This is a genomic window from Vibrio sp. 2130-1 (assembly GCF_033339515.1).
The window spans coordinates 220,346-234,601 of the sequence record NZ_JAWOUT010000002.1; the positions used below are offsets into that span (position 1 = coordinate 220,346).

The following is a 14,256-nucleotide window of genomic DNA, read 5'->3' on the forward strand; positions in this document are numbered from 1 at the left end:
TGGTCTAACATTTTCCATTAGAGATTGTAAAAAACTTAAGCTTGGTTACGCGGGCTTTTCAATAACACTAGATACAAAATAGGCAAATGTATGAGTGATGTTAATAAAATTGAGAGTGGTGAAAAACGCTCCCTGGAGTGGAAGTCGTTCCTCTTCATTGCAGTTGTTCTCTTCCCAATTCTGAGTGTGGCCTTTGTCGGCGGCTACGGGTTCATCGTTTGGATGTTGCAAGTCTTCTTCTTTGGGCCTCCAGGCGCGCACGGCATGTAAGCCAGTGAGCTCATAACCACACTTTTGAAAAGATTTTAAGAGAGCAAATAATGAAATCATTAATCATTAAACTGTGGCGTACCATGACGCGCCCAGCTGTACATATCAGCCTAGGTGTGCTGACTATGGGCGGCTTTATTGCTGGTGTTATCTTTTGGGGTGGCTTTAACACCGCTCTAGAAGCAACCAACACAGAAGAATTCTGTATTAGTTGTCACACAATGCGTGACAACGTGTACGTTGAGCTACAAGAAACGGTGCACTGGAAAAACCACTCTGGTGTTCGTGCTACCTGCCCTGATTGTCACGTTCCACATAACTGGACAGATAAGATCGCTCGTAAGATGCAAGCTTCTAAAGAAGTATTTGCACAAGTATTTGGCAACTACGACGAACCGGGGGTGTTCGAAGAGCGTCGTATCGAACTTGCTAAACACGAATGGGATCGTTTCTCGGCAAACAAATCTCTGGAGTGTAAAAACTGTCACAACTACGAATCGATGGATTTCGAGCAAATGTCTCCTACGGCTCGTATCCAAATGAAGCAAGCCGCTGAGAAAGATCAAAGCTGTGTTGACTGTCACAAGGGTATTGCGCACAACCTACCAGCAGGCATGGACAGCATTGGCGGTATCGTGGGTGATCTAGAGGGTATGACTTCTAACACTGATTACGGCGTTGGTCAGCAACTCGTGAGCGTTCGTCACCTACCAATTTACTTTGATGCGCAAGGCAGTAAAGAAGCTGGTCTTCTTAATCCTGCATCGACCGTTAAAGTTCTTGAAGACAAAGGCGAGTTTGTTGAGATCGAAATTGACGGTTGGCGCAAAGCAAAAGGTTTTGGTCGTGTAATTCAAGAAGACTTCGGTAAGAACATTGCGACTGCGTCTCTGATGAAAGAAGCAGCAACAGACAACAACATTGTGACGACTGGTGAGAAAAAAGTGGATGAGTTAACAGGCCTTCCTTGGGAAAAAGTAGCGGCGAAAGTATGGATTAAGAAAGAGTCTATGCTGAACGACATCAATCCTGTTTGGGAAAAATCTCGTGAAGCCTACAAGACCAATTGCTCTGTATGTCACACTCAACCTGCGGAAGCGCACTTCGACGCGAACACCTGGCCAGGTATGTTCGACGGTATGTTGGCGTTCGTTAACCTAGATACAGACAGTGAAGCACTGATCTTGAAGTATCTACAGAAACACTCTTCAGATTATGCTGAAGGTCACCACTAATAAGCGTCGGATTGGAGTAATTTTAAATGGCTATTACACGAAGAAGTTTTCTTAAAGGTGTAGCAACCACAAGTGCAGCGTCAGTAATTGGTCCTAGCTTATTGGCGTCCGCCTCTGCAAATGCCGTTGAGACGACAGGTACTTGGAAAGTAACCGGTTCTCACTGGGGCGCGTTTCGCGCCCACATCTACGCGGGTAAAGTTCAAGAGATCAAGCCGCTAGAGCTAGACAAAAACCCAACAGAAATGTTGAACGGTATCAAGGGTATTATCTACAGCCCTTCACGTGTTCGTTACCCAATGGTTCGTCTAGATTGGTTGAAGAAACATAAATACAGCGCAGATACTCGCGGTAACAACCGTTTCATCCGAGTAACTTGGGATGAAGCGCTAGATTTGTTTTATCGCGAACTAGAACGTATTCAAAAAGACTACGGCCCATGGGCGCTGCATGCAGGTCAAACAGGTTGGAACCAAACGGGTTCATTTAACAACTGTACTGCGCACATGCAACGTGCAGTAGGTATGCATGGCAACTTCATCACTAAAGTAGGTGACTACTCGACGGGTGCAGGTCAAACCATTATGCCGTACGTGCTAGGCTCAACCGAAGTGTATGCACAAGGTACGTCTTGGTCTGAGATCCTAGAAAACTCTGACAACATCGTTCTTTGGGCTAACGACCCAGTGAAAAACCTTCAAGTAGGTTGGAACTGTGAAACGCATGAGTCGTTTAAGTACCTTGCACAACTAAAAGAAAAAGTGGCGAAAGGTGAGATCAACGTTCTATCTGTAGACCCAGTGAAGAACAAAACTCAGCGCTACTTAGAGAACGATCACTTGTACATCAACCCGCTGACAGACGTAGCGTTCATGCTCGCTGTGGCACACGTGTTGTACAACGAAAACCTGTACGATAAGAAGTTCATTGATACTTACTGTCTCGGCTTTGAAGAGTTCATTCAATACGTTCAAGGTAAGACAAAAGACAAAGTAGAGAAGACGCCTGAATGGGCAGCAGCGATTTGTGGCGTGAAAGCGGACAAGATCCGTGAATTCGCACGCATGCTAGTCAGCGGTCGTACACAGATCCTGATGGGGTGGTGTATCCAGCGTCAAGAGCACGGTGAGCAGCCATACTGGGCAGCGGCTGTGGTTGCTGCAATGGTTGGTCAAATCGGTCTACCTGGCGGTGGTATCTCTTACGGTCACCACTACTCAAGTATCGGTGTGCCTTCTACTGGTTTCGCGGGCCCTGGTGGTTTCCCTCGTAACCTTGACCAAGGTATGAAACCGAAGTGGGACAACAACGACTTTAACGGCTACAGTCGTACTATCCCAGTTGCACGTTGGATCGACTGTCTGCTAGAACCTGGCAAAGAGATCAACTACAACGGCGGTAAAGTGAAACTGCCAGACTTCAAGATGATGGTTATCTCGGGTTGTAACCCATGGCACCACCATCAAGATCGTAACCGCATGAAGAAAGCGTTCCGCAAACTTCAAACGGTTGTAACGATCGAGTTTGCTTGGACTGCGACATGTCGTTTCTCAGATATCGTTCTACCGGCGTGTACGCAATGGGAACGTAACGACATCGACGTATACGGTTCATACTCGAACAAAGGTCTGATTGCAATGCATCGCCTCGTTGATCCATTGTTCCAATCTAAGCCTGACTTCCAAATCATGAGTGAACTAACTCAGCGTTTTGGTCGCCGCGAAGAATACACTCGTGGTATGAGCGAGATGGAATGGATCGAAAGCCTTTACAACGATTGTAAAAAAGCGAACGAAGGTAAGTTCGAAATGCCAGAATTCAACGAGTTCTGGGAGAAGAGCGTACTAGACTTCGGTGAAGGTAAACCTTGGGTTCGTCATGCGGACTTCCGTAAAGACCCTGAGCTGAATCCACTAGGTACGCCGTCTGGCTTCATCGAGATCACGTCTCGTAAGATCGGCCGTTACGGTTACGAACACTGTCAAGAGCACCCAATGTGGTTCGAAAAATCAGAGCGTTCACACGGTGGTCCTGGTTCAGATAAATACCCATTCTGGTTGCAGTCTTGCCACCCTGATAAGCGTCTGCACTCTCAGATGTGTGAGTCTGAAGAGTTCCGCGCGACTTACGCGGTACAAGGTCGTGAGCCGGTTTACATCAACCCAGCGGATGCCAAAGCAAAAGGCATCAAAGATGGTGATTTGGTACGTGTATTCAACGGTCGTGGTCAGCTGTTAGCTGGTGCTGTTTTGACTGACAGCTACCCACGTGGCGTTGTTCGTATCGAAGAAGGTGCATGGTACGGTCCTCTAAACGAGAAAGAGGGCGCAATCTGTACCTACGGTGATCCTAACACGCTGACGCAAGACATCGGTTCTTCTGAGCTTGCACAGGCGACTTCTGCGAACACATGTATCGTAGACTTCGAGAAGTTCACAGGTAAAGTGCCACCAGTCACTTCATTTGGTGGTCCGATCGAAGTTGCTTAATTAGTGCAGTTTGCATAAATCGAAATACCAGCCTCAGGGCTGGTATTTTTTTATCAAAATTTCAGTGAGCGTTGTCTCAATAGTAACTTCATAACGTTAAACGAGACTGGTATTCGTGATGATGGTAACGAATTGGGTGAGACAAGCAGGAGATAATGCGCCAAGCTAAACAATAATAATTAAGTGAGTAGACTCTTTATGGCTCAGAGCATTCAATTGGCAAATCACACTGAGATCACTGTGAATAACAATGACTTCCAAGTTGAAGTCGAGGGTAATCAATTACATTTTTCTTTTGCTGGTCTCCACAATAAAACCTTTACCGACCGTGAAGTGTTGCTCGAAATGCCGTTTTTGTACGAGCACGAGGCCAACGTAATTGGGGATGGTTTTCAAATGTTGGCGCAAACGGCGGGAACGATCAATCACCCCGTTGATATTGGTCGCTGCCCAGACAATAATCCTTCTTATCGAATCTACCCTAAAGATGCCCCTAAGCGTTATTACAACTATTTAGTGGTGGAAGGTTCAGCGGGCTACACATTATTTGGCTTCACATCATGTCATCGCTTTGCTGGCTATTTTGATGTTGTACTGCGTGATGGGCATTGGGTTTTATCAGCCGCAATTGATGGTGAGTTGACTCAAGTGGCGGATTGGGAAAGTAATCAACTTGAATCCGTGGCGGTACTCTGTGGTCAATCGCTGTCCGAGCTTTATCAAACCTATGGCGAGATGATTGCAGAGCATCATCCTGTTCGCCAAGGTGTGACACAAGATGCGCCTGTTGGTTGGTGTTCGTGGTATGCGTACTACGCAGACGTGACAGAGCAAAACATCATGCAGAACGTTGATTGCATGCAAGATAAGCTCGAAGACCTAGAGTGGGTACTTCTGGATGATGGCTATCAAGCCTTTATGGGCGATTGGTTAATCCCATCGGATAAGTTTTCTGGTGGTGTGAAAGAGCTCATTCATAGTATCCGTGCAAAAGGCAAAAAGCCGGCGATTTGGATGGCGCCTTTCATTGCACAGCCTGAGTCGGAGATCTTCAAACAGCATCCAGATTGGTTTGTTCGCCACAAGGATGGTGGCTTACTTAAAGCAGAAGATGTCACATACGGTGGTTGGCGATGCACGCCTTGGTACATTCTCGATACTTCAAACCCTGAAGTGCAAGATCACCTAACTCATGTGGTCTCTGTTATGCGTCAAGAGTGGGGCGTTGAGCTATTCAAATTAGACGCAAACTACTGGGGCACGTTAAAAGGTAAACGAAGCCAATCGGGTGTCACCGGTGTAGAAGCCTACCGCATGGGTATGGAAGCGATCGCTAAAGGGGCAGGGGATGCATGGCTGTTAGGCTGTAACGCGCCAATGTGGCCATCTCTGGGACTTGTGGATGCAATGCGTGTTTCTGACGATGTAGAGCGTCATAGTCGTCGATTCGAGCAGATAGCCAAAGAAACCTTTTACCGTAGTTGGCAGCATCGAAAATTGTGGCAAATTGACCCGGATTGCGCCACGTTCACTTCATTAGCTAATCAATCTGCATCCAGAGAAGAGTATGAATTTCATCGCACGGTGTTATTAGCGAGTGGTGGTTTGCTGCTGTCTGGTGACCCGCTCCCTGAGATTACGCCGTTTGCTAAGAAGACACTGTCTAAGCTCATGTTACGTCAACAACGTAACCAACAATCTGCAAAGTTTACCGCTTTGAGTTTAAATCACGCGTTTTTAAAACTAACGACGAAGAATGACCTCCATTGTTTGTTTAATTATGCGAGTTACGGAGCGATGGAATTTACGCTGACGTCTGATCAACCGGTGGACTGGTATGATTACTGGACAGGGGAAAAGCTAAACCAAGAACCTTGCCAGTTGTTAATGGTGAGCGTTGATAAAGGGCTCAATGCGAAAGCGATCGTTACAGCATAGCGTGAAGTAAATCGCCCAATACCGAGATCAAGAAAGGAGCCTATTGCGGCTCCTTTCTCGTTTTGATGCTCTGGGCGTTAGAACTCGAATAAAAAGTAATACCCGTATCCAACAATAAACGCAGGAATGGACGAATAAATTGTCGCGACCAAAGCAGCTTTCGGTGCCATTGCAATGGCGGGGAATAGGGCGTCACCATCGTTAGAAATCGCATTGGCCAGTTGCGCAGAAAGTGGCGCTGCACCAGAAATGTATAGGCTAGTGACTAAAATTTGCGGTCCGCAACCAGGCAACATACCAATGGCTAGGCCAGCTAATGGCATCCAAATTCCCCAATGAGAAAAGGTTTCTACAAGGTCGAGTCCAGAAAAATAGGTTGTCAGCTCAAACGCCAGAAAAGCAACGATCACCCAAGCACTGACGAAATTCGTATCTTGTGCTGCTTTTTGAATCGGATGTGAGTCCACGATTTTTTCATCTTCAGAGACCGTTGACTGATAATCGCCGAGCTCTTTTGTCATCGCCCACAACGACATTGTGATCACCGCGAAGATAGCGCCTAGCCATTCAATGGTATTGGTCTGCAAAGACAACAGCTGATTAATATCTATTTGGAAAGACATTAACACAGCAACGACACTAGCAGGCACAATAAGCCATTTCCAAAATGCGCCTTGTAGATTGATTGCACGTTGTTCAAGGGGTGTGTGTCGGTCTGTCTGGTGTTGGCAACAAGCATGTGTCTGAGGTGCTTCTTTTGGTTCTGGTCGCAGAAAGTTATCAGCATGAAAAGCATTAACGACTAACCCTGAAAGAGTACCCACGATAATGCCTAATCCAACCACGCCTAATCCAACACTTGGCTTGGCGGCAAGAAGTAAAAAGGCAGCGTCACCCATTGTTGAAGTAAGTACCGCGACAATCGCACCAAATCCCACTCGGCCACTAATAAATTGCGTTGTCACAACAATAGCGCCACCACAGCCAGGCAAAGCACCCAACAAAGAAGCAAAGAAAACCTGATGATTACGCGAGCGATGATATAGCTCGGTAATTCGATTGGTTTTCGACATAAAGTTTGAAAGATAATGATAAATAGCCAATGTGGCAGCAACATAGCATGACACCGCCCAGAATGAGTCGGATAGCGTCTGTACGGCAACGTCACGTGTATTTTCATTGCCTAGCAAAATGAGCATGACGATAGGGATCAGCAATCGCTTATAAGCTAAACGAAACTGAGTAGGCTGAAACAACTGTTGTGCAGAGTGTAATAATTGGGTCGCGTTCATCGTTTACTCAAATGCAAATAGGAATAATTATCATTATATGTAAGTGAGATTTATTCGCAATAGCATTGTGAACTTTTCTTCGTGTCAAACTCTCTGAAATCAGGTAAAGTATCGGCCTTTGTGAGCAAACACGCCCTAATTAACTGTATTAGGCGGCGTATAAAATTGACTTGAATAGGAAGAAACATGATTCTAGTTGTAGGTCATAAGAACCCAGACAGTGACAGTATTTGTAGTGCACTCGTTGCAACTGAACTTCTAAAAGCGCGTGGCGTTGAAGCTATGCCAATTCGCCAAGGCGAAATCAACCGTGAAACTCAGCACATCCTAGAAGTTGCTGGCGCTGAAGTTCCTGAGCTTCGCACATCAGTTGCGGGTGAGACCGTTTGGCTAGTAGATTACTCAGATCTAGCACAAGCACCAGACGATATCGCAGAAGCTGAAATTGCGGGTATTGTTGACCACCACCGTCTAGGTGACGTGATGACAGTAAACCCAATGGAAGCATGGATCTGGCCTGTTGGTTGTACCAACACTGTTCTATTCAACATGTTCAAGATTGAAGGTCACGCGATTACTCCACAAATTGCTAAGCTAATGATGTCAGCAATTCTATCTGACACAGTAGGTTTTGCTTCTCCAACTTGTACACAAAAAGACAAAGATGCCGTTGCTGAACTAGCGGCAATCGCAGACGTACAAGATGTTGACGCGTTCACTAAAGATCTTCTAATTGCTAAAACAAACATCGAAGGTCTATCAGCGGCTGAGCTTGTTGAGAAAGACCTTAAAGGTTACCCATTCAACGGTCGTGACGTAGTGGTTGGTCAGGTTGAACTTGCAACTCTTGAGCAAGTTGACGGTATGATCGAAGCACTAGAAGCAGACCTAGAATCTCGTTGTGAGAAAGATAACCTAGCGTTCGCTGCTGTAATGCTAACAGACATCACGACTGCTCAAACTCGTCTTCTATACAAAGGTGAGTGGGCTGAGAAGCTTGTTAAGCACGAAAAAGACGGCATGCTAATGATGGAAAACACGCTAAGCCGTAAGAAGCAAGGTTGGCCTTGGCTTCAAACTGAGCTAGCTTAATTTTCTAGCATATACTTTAAATGCCCGCCTAGCTGCGGGCATTTTTCTATGGGAAATAGGAGACGAATATGTCTGAGCAACTGACCCAAGAGCAGATGGATACCATTAATCGCTACAACGAAGAGCAACGTTTAAAGTACTGCGTAAAAGAGATTGTGGCGAATCGTAAGGTTTGGATTCTGAAAGACGAACATGGCTGTGTCATGTTAAATACAGAAGATGATGATTGTGTACCAGTATGGCCAAACGAAGAATTTGCTTTGCAATGGGCGAATGGTGATTGGGAAGATTGCGAGCCTGAGGCGATCTCTTTAAACAAGTGGCACAGCCGTTGGACCTCTGGTCTAGAGGATGACGAGCTATCGATTGTTGTATTCCCAAATCAAAATGAAGAAGGGGTCGTATTGTTTCCTGACGAGTTTGATTTTGAACTGCGCAAACAAGCGAGCCGCCGTTAGTTCTTTGATTAGTACCCATGCAATAAAGAAGCCTGCGTTAAAGCAGGCTTCTTTACATTTGCACGATTACATCTTTGATAAGCTATTTTGTTTGATGGCTTGGCGCTTTATAAAAGTGGCTTTCGACTAGTCGTTGAGTAATAGGATGCTCGGGATGAGTCAGTACTTGGTTGGTCTCGCCAAACTCGACCACTTCACCTTCATGCATCACCATCACTTTATCAGTAATATGCTTAACAATGCCAATGTGCTGAGACACGTACACAAATGACAATCCCATCTCTTCTTGCAACTCGAGGAATAAGTTAATGATCTGCGAGCGCATTGCCATATCCAAACCGTTTAACGCCTCATCAGCGACAATGATGGAAGGTTGAAGAATAAGTGCACGAGCCAAACACACGCGCTGTTTTTGACCGGCAGCTAGCATTTGTGGATAAAAATAGGCGTGCTCAGGCAGCAATCCTACGCGGAGCAGGGTGTTCTTTACACGCTGCATGCGCGCATCTGGCGGCATGTTGGTATTTCGCTTTAGCGGACCTTCTAAAATACGACCAATCTGGATACGTGGGTTTAACGATGTGTTTGGATCTTGGAAAATCATGCGGATGAGCTTGCAGCGTGTCGCGTAATCTTTGTGCTCCAATCGTTCGCCATTCACACGGATCTCTCCGGAGCTTGGTTCAACAACGCCAGCAAGCATACGAGCTAGTGTGGATTTTCCTGACCCGTTTTGACCAATAAAACCAATAGTTTGTCCTGGCTCTAAAGTAAAGCTTACCGGTTTAACTGCCTCATTAACCTGACGTTTGAACAGACGGGAGCGCGTAACAAATTGCTTCGATAAATTATCGACTTCAAGTAACGCACTCATGACTTTTTCTCCGTGTTCAATGGAAAGTGGCAGTTAAATTTATGATTCTTAATTCGTCTGGTGTGTGGAATTTCTACACATTGTTTCTGCGCATACGGGCAACGTGGTCCGAGGCGACAACCGATAGGCAGATGCTGCAATGGCGGAATCGAGCCCGGTAGGGATTGGAGTTTTTGCTTGTGTGGTACCCAATCATTAAAGTCAGGCATCGCTTTAAGCAAGGCATCGGTGTACGGGTGCTTGGGTGCCGCAATGATTTTACTGGTATCGGCAGACTCCACCGACTGACCACAATACATTACCGTAATACGTCCTGCCCACTGTGTTATGGTCGCTAAGTCGTGGCCGATAAGCAAAATGGTTGTGTTATTAAGTTGGTTCATGCGGCTCAACAGACGCAAAATTTGCGATTGAGTAATCGGGTCTAAGTCGTTGGTTGGCTCATCTGCGATCAGCAACTTTGGTTTGGTCGCTATCGCCATGGCAATCATGACTTTTTGACACTCACCATCAGTCAGTTCATAAGGGTAGCTACCCATTAAACGCTTGTGATCTTTAATACCCACTTTATGCAAAAGCGCGATGGCCTGTTTTTTACGCCATTTAAATCGCTCCCACCATTTCCCTTCAAATGCGCGAGATGGAATGGATTCAATCAATTGACGCCCGACTTCCTCTGAAGGGTCAAGACAAGTTGAAGGTTCTTGGAAAATCATCGCAATATCACGAGCAATGACGCGCCGACGCTCTTTTGGTGTAAGCTGAAGCAAGTCAATATTGCCAAGGCGCATACGGTCTGCGGTGATGCGCCAGTTATCTTTACTTACCCCGACAATCGCTTTTGCAACTAAGCTTTTCCCTGAACCAGACTCACCTACAAGACCACGAATTTCGCCTTCGTTCAAAGTTAGGCTCATTCGGTCAACGGCTTTGACCAACCCTTGAGGTGTTTCGATCTCAATGGTCAAATGTCGAATATCTAACAACGGCATTATTCGATCCCCGCATTAAGCGCTTGACGTACACCTTCACCTACTAAGTTTAGGGTAATAACAGTAAACATGATGGTCAGGCCGGGTAGGGTCACTGTCCAAGGTGCAATATAAATAAGCTCGACAGAGTCACCTAATATTGCTCCCCACTCGGTGCTTGGGGCCTGTGCGCCTAGGCCAAGAAAACCCAGTGCCGTAATATCTAAAATCGCAGCAGACAGCGCGAGTGTGATTTCAGCGGCAATGACCGTCAGAATGTTAGGAAGAATTGAACTCCACAGTAAGTAGAAATCATTAGCGCCATCAAGGCGTGCTGCCATTATGTAGTCTTTTTCAACTTCGGTGTGGACTGCGATATAAACAGAGCGAATAAAACGCGGAATCAAAGCTAAGCAGATTGCGAGTAAAATATTGAACCCACCAAAGCCGAGAAATGCCACAAAAATGATTGCTAATAAGAGCGACGGGATCGACATGACGGTATCGAGCAAGTGGTTGAGAGTACTCGACAGTAAGCCTTTCGTCATACCTGCCAATACGCCAATTAAACAGCCTACAACGGCAGCAATTGCGGTGATGGCGACAGCAGCGCCAAATGTTAGCTGAGAGCCCATAATCAGGCGCGAAAGAATATCTCTACCTAAGTCATCGGTCCCCAAAAAGTAATCAACCGTTCCTGCTGGGGCCCATGATGGCGGCACAAGCAACTCACCTGACTGTGCTTGGGCGTCAAATGGTGCAAGTAGGGGCGCAAAAATGGTAATAAGGACGATAAACACCAAGCACCACAAGCCAAACATGGCTAGTCCGTTGGCGCGGTAGCTTCGCCAAAAACGCTCAAACTGAGTTGGAATGCGCTCTTCCTGATAAACGTTATTTGTTAGCATACCATTCCTTTCGAACTAAAGGGTTAATCATCGCGCCAATCAAATCCGAGAGTATGTTAGCGGTAAGAACCAAAGTCGCAAGTACCATCACGCCAGCTTGGATAGATGCATAGTCTTGGCTTGCTAGCGCATCTAAAAGCCAACGACCAATACCTGGCCAGTTAAAAATAGACTCCGTGATGATAGCTAAGGTAATCATACTCGAAAGTTGAACACCAACTTTGGGAATGATAGGCGGTATCGCATTCCGCAATACATGTTGAGTTACGATTTCGCGGTTAGAAAGACCTTTGATTCTCGCTGCACGGATGTAGTTTTGGCTCATCACTTCCGCTACCGAGGAGCGCATTAGTCCGACAACCTGGGTGGTTGGAGCCAAAGCAAGCACCAAACATGGCAGCACCATATGCTCAATAACGCTTTGCAGTGCGTGAGCGCGGTATTCACCTTTCGCCATGAATGCGTCGATAATGGCAAATCCGGTTACATGATCAATTTCGTAAAGCAGGTCATATCGTCCTGCCACTGGAAAGAGTTGGTACTCTAATGAAAAAACCATGATAAGTAACAAAGCCACCCAAAAAATTGGGGCGGAATAACCAGACATTGACATGAATGAAATGCTGGTATCGAGCCATTTACCTTGCTTCATCCCAGCCACGGTTCCAAGTGGAATGCCGATCAAAAGGGACACCAAAAAGGCAAAGAAACACAATTCCAAAGTGGCTGGGAATACAACGGCGAGCTCGTCGTAAATCGCATTGCCGTTTTTACTTATGCCAAAATCGAGTTGAGAAAGGTTGATTAAGTAAGTTTGCCAGCCAGACCAAAAATCAACGTTTGCCCAGTGCGAGAGAGGGTCAAGGCGAAGCAGAGAAAAACCTACTAATGTAAGGATCATCAAAGTGATGATAAATAGGTTAAAGCGTCGAACGGTATACCAAAACATCAGTGAATTCTCTCAACTCTATCAAACGGTTGGGCATTAAAAGGGCTTGATTTGAAGCCTGTCAGCGATTTGTCGTGCACACGGAACTGCACGCCATGCGCCAGAGGAATAACCGGGAACTCTTGATTCAAAATGTTCTGTGCTTGGCGATATAGGTTCAAACGGTAACGCGGTTCTTGAGTTTCTAACGCCAAATCGAGCAAGAAATCGAAGTCATCGTTACACCACATGGACACGTTAAGGCCAACGCGGTCAGACTCGCAAGATAATAAAGGGCGGAAAAAGTTGTCAGGATCCCCGGTATCACCAATCCAACCTGTTAAAAGTAAATCGATATCGTTGATGTTCTCCAAATCCACACGTTCAAACCTATCATCGGTCAGTAGCGTTAATTTAACCCCAATATCGGCAAAATTCGCTTGGATTAACTCCGCAGTCTTACGAGGGCTTGGGTTAAAAGCACGTGGTTCAAGTGGTACCCACATGGTCAATTCTAGGCCGTCTTCGTAGCCTGCATCTCGAAGTAGTGCCAATGCATAATTCCGGTCATAACGAATTTTTACGCTATCTTTTTGATAAGCCCATGAATTAGGTGGTAGCAAAGTATAAGCTTGGGAGCCAGTTCCGTAGTAAACCGAATCTAAAATATTTTGACGGTTGATCGCTAAGTTAAGTGCTTGGCGAACTCGAGCATCACTCAGCGCGGTGGTTTCTGTGTTTATCGCAATAAAGGAAACGTTGTTAGCTGGTGTAGCCGTCAGCTCAAGGTTGTCATTTTCTTGAATGACAGGTATTTGGCTCGAAATAGGTGAAGAGAGTACGTCACACTCGTTTCTTAAAAGTTTAGCTAGTGTACCCGTGCCTCTGTGAGAGATATCGAACACCACTTGTTCCATTTTTGCTGGTGACTTCCAGTAATTAGAATGACTCTCTAATCGAATCAAATCGTTCACTTGGTACTCTTTTAATTGATAAGGGCCGGTACCGATAGGAAGTTGGTCGATTTCTTCTTTATGATCTTTTGCTGCCAATTGCTGTCCGTACTCCGCAGACAAGATAACCGCATGGCTGGTGGCAATATTGGCCAAGAAAGAAAAGTTTGGCTGAGATAACGTAAACCTTACCGTATGCTCATCTATTGCAACCACGTCTTGGAGTAGGTTTTGAAAATCTAACCCTGCAAACCATGGATAAAAACCACCACCTACTTGGTGAAAAGGATGGTCTACATCGATGATTCGCTTGAAGCTAAATACCACATCTTTTGCATTCAATGGGCGAGTGGGTGCGAACCAAGGCGTGGTTTGGAATTGAACACCACGTTTAAGCTTAAACGTGTATTCCGTCCCTGATTCATTTACTGACCAACTCTCGGCGATGCTTGCCACGGGCTGATGTGATTTAGGATCGAGCGTGAGCAGCGTATCGTACAGCTGTGGGCTCAGAGCCTCTGCGGTAATACCGCTATCAATAAGCTGAGGGTTAAACGTGGTCGGCTTACCCTGTCCGCAAAACACAAAGCCAGCTTTGCGAATATCATTGTGGTCAATTTCATCGCCACAAGCGGTAAGTAGGCTAATCCCAATAAGGCTCAGCGATAATCTTATAAAAGCATTCATAATATGAAATGTTCATTGGATCTTGCTCGTTTCGTTTGATCTTACTCTTTCAAAGCTAACAAGCGAAAATGATCTCGCTAATTTATCACCTTTGTGAACTCGCTCCAAACATAAAATCCATACACTGTAAGGTGTTATGCCATAAATGCATGCGAATTAGA

12 protein-coding genes are annotated in these 14,256 nt (G+C 45.8%); 6 read left to right on the forward strand and 6 right to left on the reverse strand.

The annotated features are described in order from the left end of the window. The first annotated feature begins 90 nt into the window (after positions 1-90). The 4 genes from torE (at position 91) to R7Q09_RS03610 (ending at position 5,932) form a co-directional block, all read left to right on the forward strand. Positions 91-270, forward strand: coding sequence for a trimethylamine N-oxide reductase system protein TorE (gene torE / locus R7Q09_RS03595; RefSeq protein ID WP_005378141.1), 180 nt, complete (start codon positions 91-93; stop codon positions 268-270). A 50-nt stretch (positions 271-320) separates the two neighbouring features. Beyond that, a complete protein-coding gene (gene torC, locus R7Q09_RS03600) occupies positions 321-1,505 on the forward strand; it encodes a pentaheme c-type cytochrome TorC (protein ID WP_213966532.1) in 1,185 nt (394 codons plus the stop codon). Between the two features lie 26 nt (positions 1,506-1,531). Further along, positions 1,532-3,994 (forward strand): trimethylamine-N-oxide reductase TorA, encoded by a 2,463-nt coding sequence (torA, locus tag R7Q09_RS03605; RefSeq protein ID WP_062730706.1) that lies wholly within the window; start codon positions 1,532-1,534, stop codon positions 3,992-3,994. A gap of 198 nt (positions 3,995-4,192) precedes the next feature. Next, on the forward strand, positions 4,193-5,932 hold the full coding sequence (locus R7Q09_RS03610; protein WP_104978980.1) for a glycoside hydrolase family 36 protein: 1,740 nt from the start codon (positions 4,193-4,195) through the stop codon (positions 5,930-5,932). A 77-nt stretch (positions 5,933-6,009) separates the two neighbouring features. Here R7Q09_RS03610 and R7Q09_RS03615 read toward each other — a convergent pair whose 3' ends face one another. After that, positions 6,010-7,224, reverse strand: coding sequence for a putative manganese transporter (locus R7Q09_RS03615; protein WP_171344588.1), 1,215 nt, complete (start codon positions 7,222-7,224; stop codon positions 6,010-6,012). 186 nt (positions 7,225-7,410) lie between these two features. Between R7Q09_RS03615 and R7Q09_RS03620 the strand changes: the two genes are divergently transcribed. Next, complete coding sequence (locus tag R7Q09_RS03620; RefSeq protein ID WP_017634678.1) at positions 7,411-8,316, forward strand: manganese-dependent inorganic pyrophosphatase; 906 nt, start codon at positions 7,411-7,413, stop codon at positions 8,314-8,316. A gap of 68 nt (positions 8,317-8,384) precedes the next feature. Beyond that, the gene (locus R7Q09_RS03625) at positions 8,385-8,774 is read left to right on the forward strand and encodes a DUF2750 domain-containing protein (RefSeq protein ID WP_005378129.1); all 390 of its coding nucleotides are present in this window, start codon (positions 8,385-8,387) and stop codon (positions 8,772-8,774) included. Between the two features lie 82 nt (positions 8,775-8,856). Here R7Q09_RS03625 and R7Q09_RS03630 read toward each other — a convergent pair whose 3' ends face one another. Genes R7Q09_RS03630 through R7Q09_RS03650 form a run of 5 tightly spaced genes read right to left on the reverse strand, consistent with a single transcriptional unit; the run spans position 8,857 to position 14,095 of the window. After that, complete coding sequence (locus tag R7Q09_RS03630; protein ID WP_005393308.1) at positions 8,857-9,648, reverse strand: ATP-binding cassette domain-containing protein; 792 nt, start codon at positions 9,646-9,648, stop codon at positions 8,857-8,859. Next, positions 9,645-10,640, reverse strand: a complete 996-nt coding sequence (locus R7Q09_RS03635) for an oligopeptide/dipeptide ABC transporter ATP-binding protein (protein ID WP_005378126.1) — start codon at positions 10,638-10,640, stop codon at positions 9,645-9,647. The genes R7Q09_RS03630 and R7Q09_RS03635 overlap by 4 nt, the downstream gene beginning before the upstream one ends. Then, entirely contained in the window at positions 10,640-11,527 is an 888-nt protein-coding gene (locus tag R7Q09_RS03640) for an ABC transporter permease subunit (RefSeq protein ID WP_005378123.1), read from the reverse strand. Before R7Q09_RS03640 ends, R7Q09_RS03635 begins: the two co-directional genes overlap by 1 nt. After that, positions 11,514-12,476, reverse strand: coding sequence for an ABC transporter permease (locus R7Q09_RS03645; protein ID WP_005378122.1), 963 nt, complete (start codon positions 12,474-12,476; stop codon positions 11,514-11,516). Before R7Q09_RS03645 ends, R7Q09_RS03640 begins: the two co-directional genes overlap by 14 nt. Next, on the reverse strand, positions 12,476-14,095 hold the full coding sequence (locus R7Q09_RS03650; RefSeq protein WP_318070515.1) for an ABC transporter substrate-binding protein: 1,620 nt from the start codon (positions 14,093-14,095) through the stop codon (positions 12,476-12,478). The genes R7Q09_RS03645 and R7Q09_RS03650 overlap by 1 nt, the downstream gene beginning before the upstream one ends. Positions 14,096-14,256 lie beyond the last annotated feature (161 nt).

What these genes read in the sequence shown, in the direction of transcription:
- R7Q09_RS03620 (WP_017634678.1), top strand. Translation starts at nt 7,411, where the DNA reads ATGATTCTAGTTGTAGGTCATAAGAACCCAGACAGTGACAGTATTTGT.
- R7Q09_RS03645 (WP_005378122.1), bottom strand. Translation starts at nt 12,476, where the DNA reads ATGTTTTGGTATACCGTTCGACGCTTTAACCTATTTATCATCACTTTG.
- torE (WP_005378141.1), top strand. Translation starts at nt 91, where the DNA reads ATGAGTGATGTTAATAAAATTGAGAGTGGTGAAAAACGCTCCCTGGAG.
- R7Q09_RS03630 (WP_005393308.1), bottom strand. Translation starts at nt 9,648, where the DNA reads ATGAGTGCGTTACTTGAAGTCGATAATTTATCGAAGCAATTTGTTACG.
- R7Q09_RS03640 (WP_005378123.1), bottom strand. Translation starts at nt 11,527, where the DNA reads ATGCTAACAAATAACGTTTATCAGGAAGAGCGCATTCCAACTCAGTTT.
- torA (WP_062730706.1), top strand. Translation starts at nt 1,532, where the DNA reads ATGGCTATTACACGAAGAAGTTTTCTTAAAGGTGTAGCAACCACAAGT.
- R7Q09_RS03615 (WP_171344588.1), bottom strand. Translation starts at nt 7,224, where the DNA reads ATGAACGCGACCCAATTATTACACTCTGCACAACAGTTGTTTCAGCCT.
- R7Q09_RS03635 (WP_005378126.1), bottom strand. Translation starts at nt 10,640, where the DNA reads ATGCCGTTGTTAGATATTCGACATTTGACCATTGAGATCGAAACACCT.
- R7Q09_RS03650 (WP_318070515.1), bottom strand. Translation starts at nt 14,095, where the DNA reads ATGAATGCTTTTATAAGATTATCGCTGAGCCTTATTGGGATTAGCCTA.
- R7Q09_RS03610 (WP_104978980.1), top strand. Translation starts at nt 4,193, where the DNA reads ATGGCTCAGAGCATTCAATTGGCAAATCACACTGAGATCACTGTGAAT.
- R7Q09_RS03625 (WP_005378129.1), top strand. Translation starts at nt 8,385, where the DNA reads ATGTCTGAGCAACTGACCCAAGAGCAGATGGATACCATTAATCGCTAC.
- torC (WP_213966532.1), top strand. Translation starts at nt 321, where the DNA reads ATGAAATCATTAATCATTAAACTGTGGCGTACCATGACGCGCCCAGCT.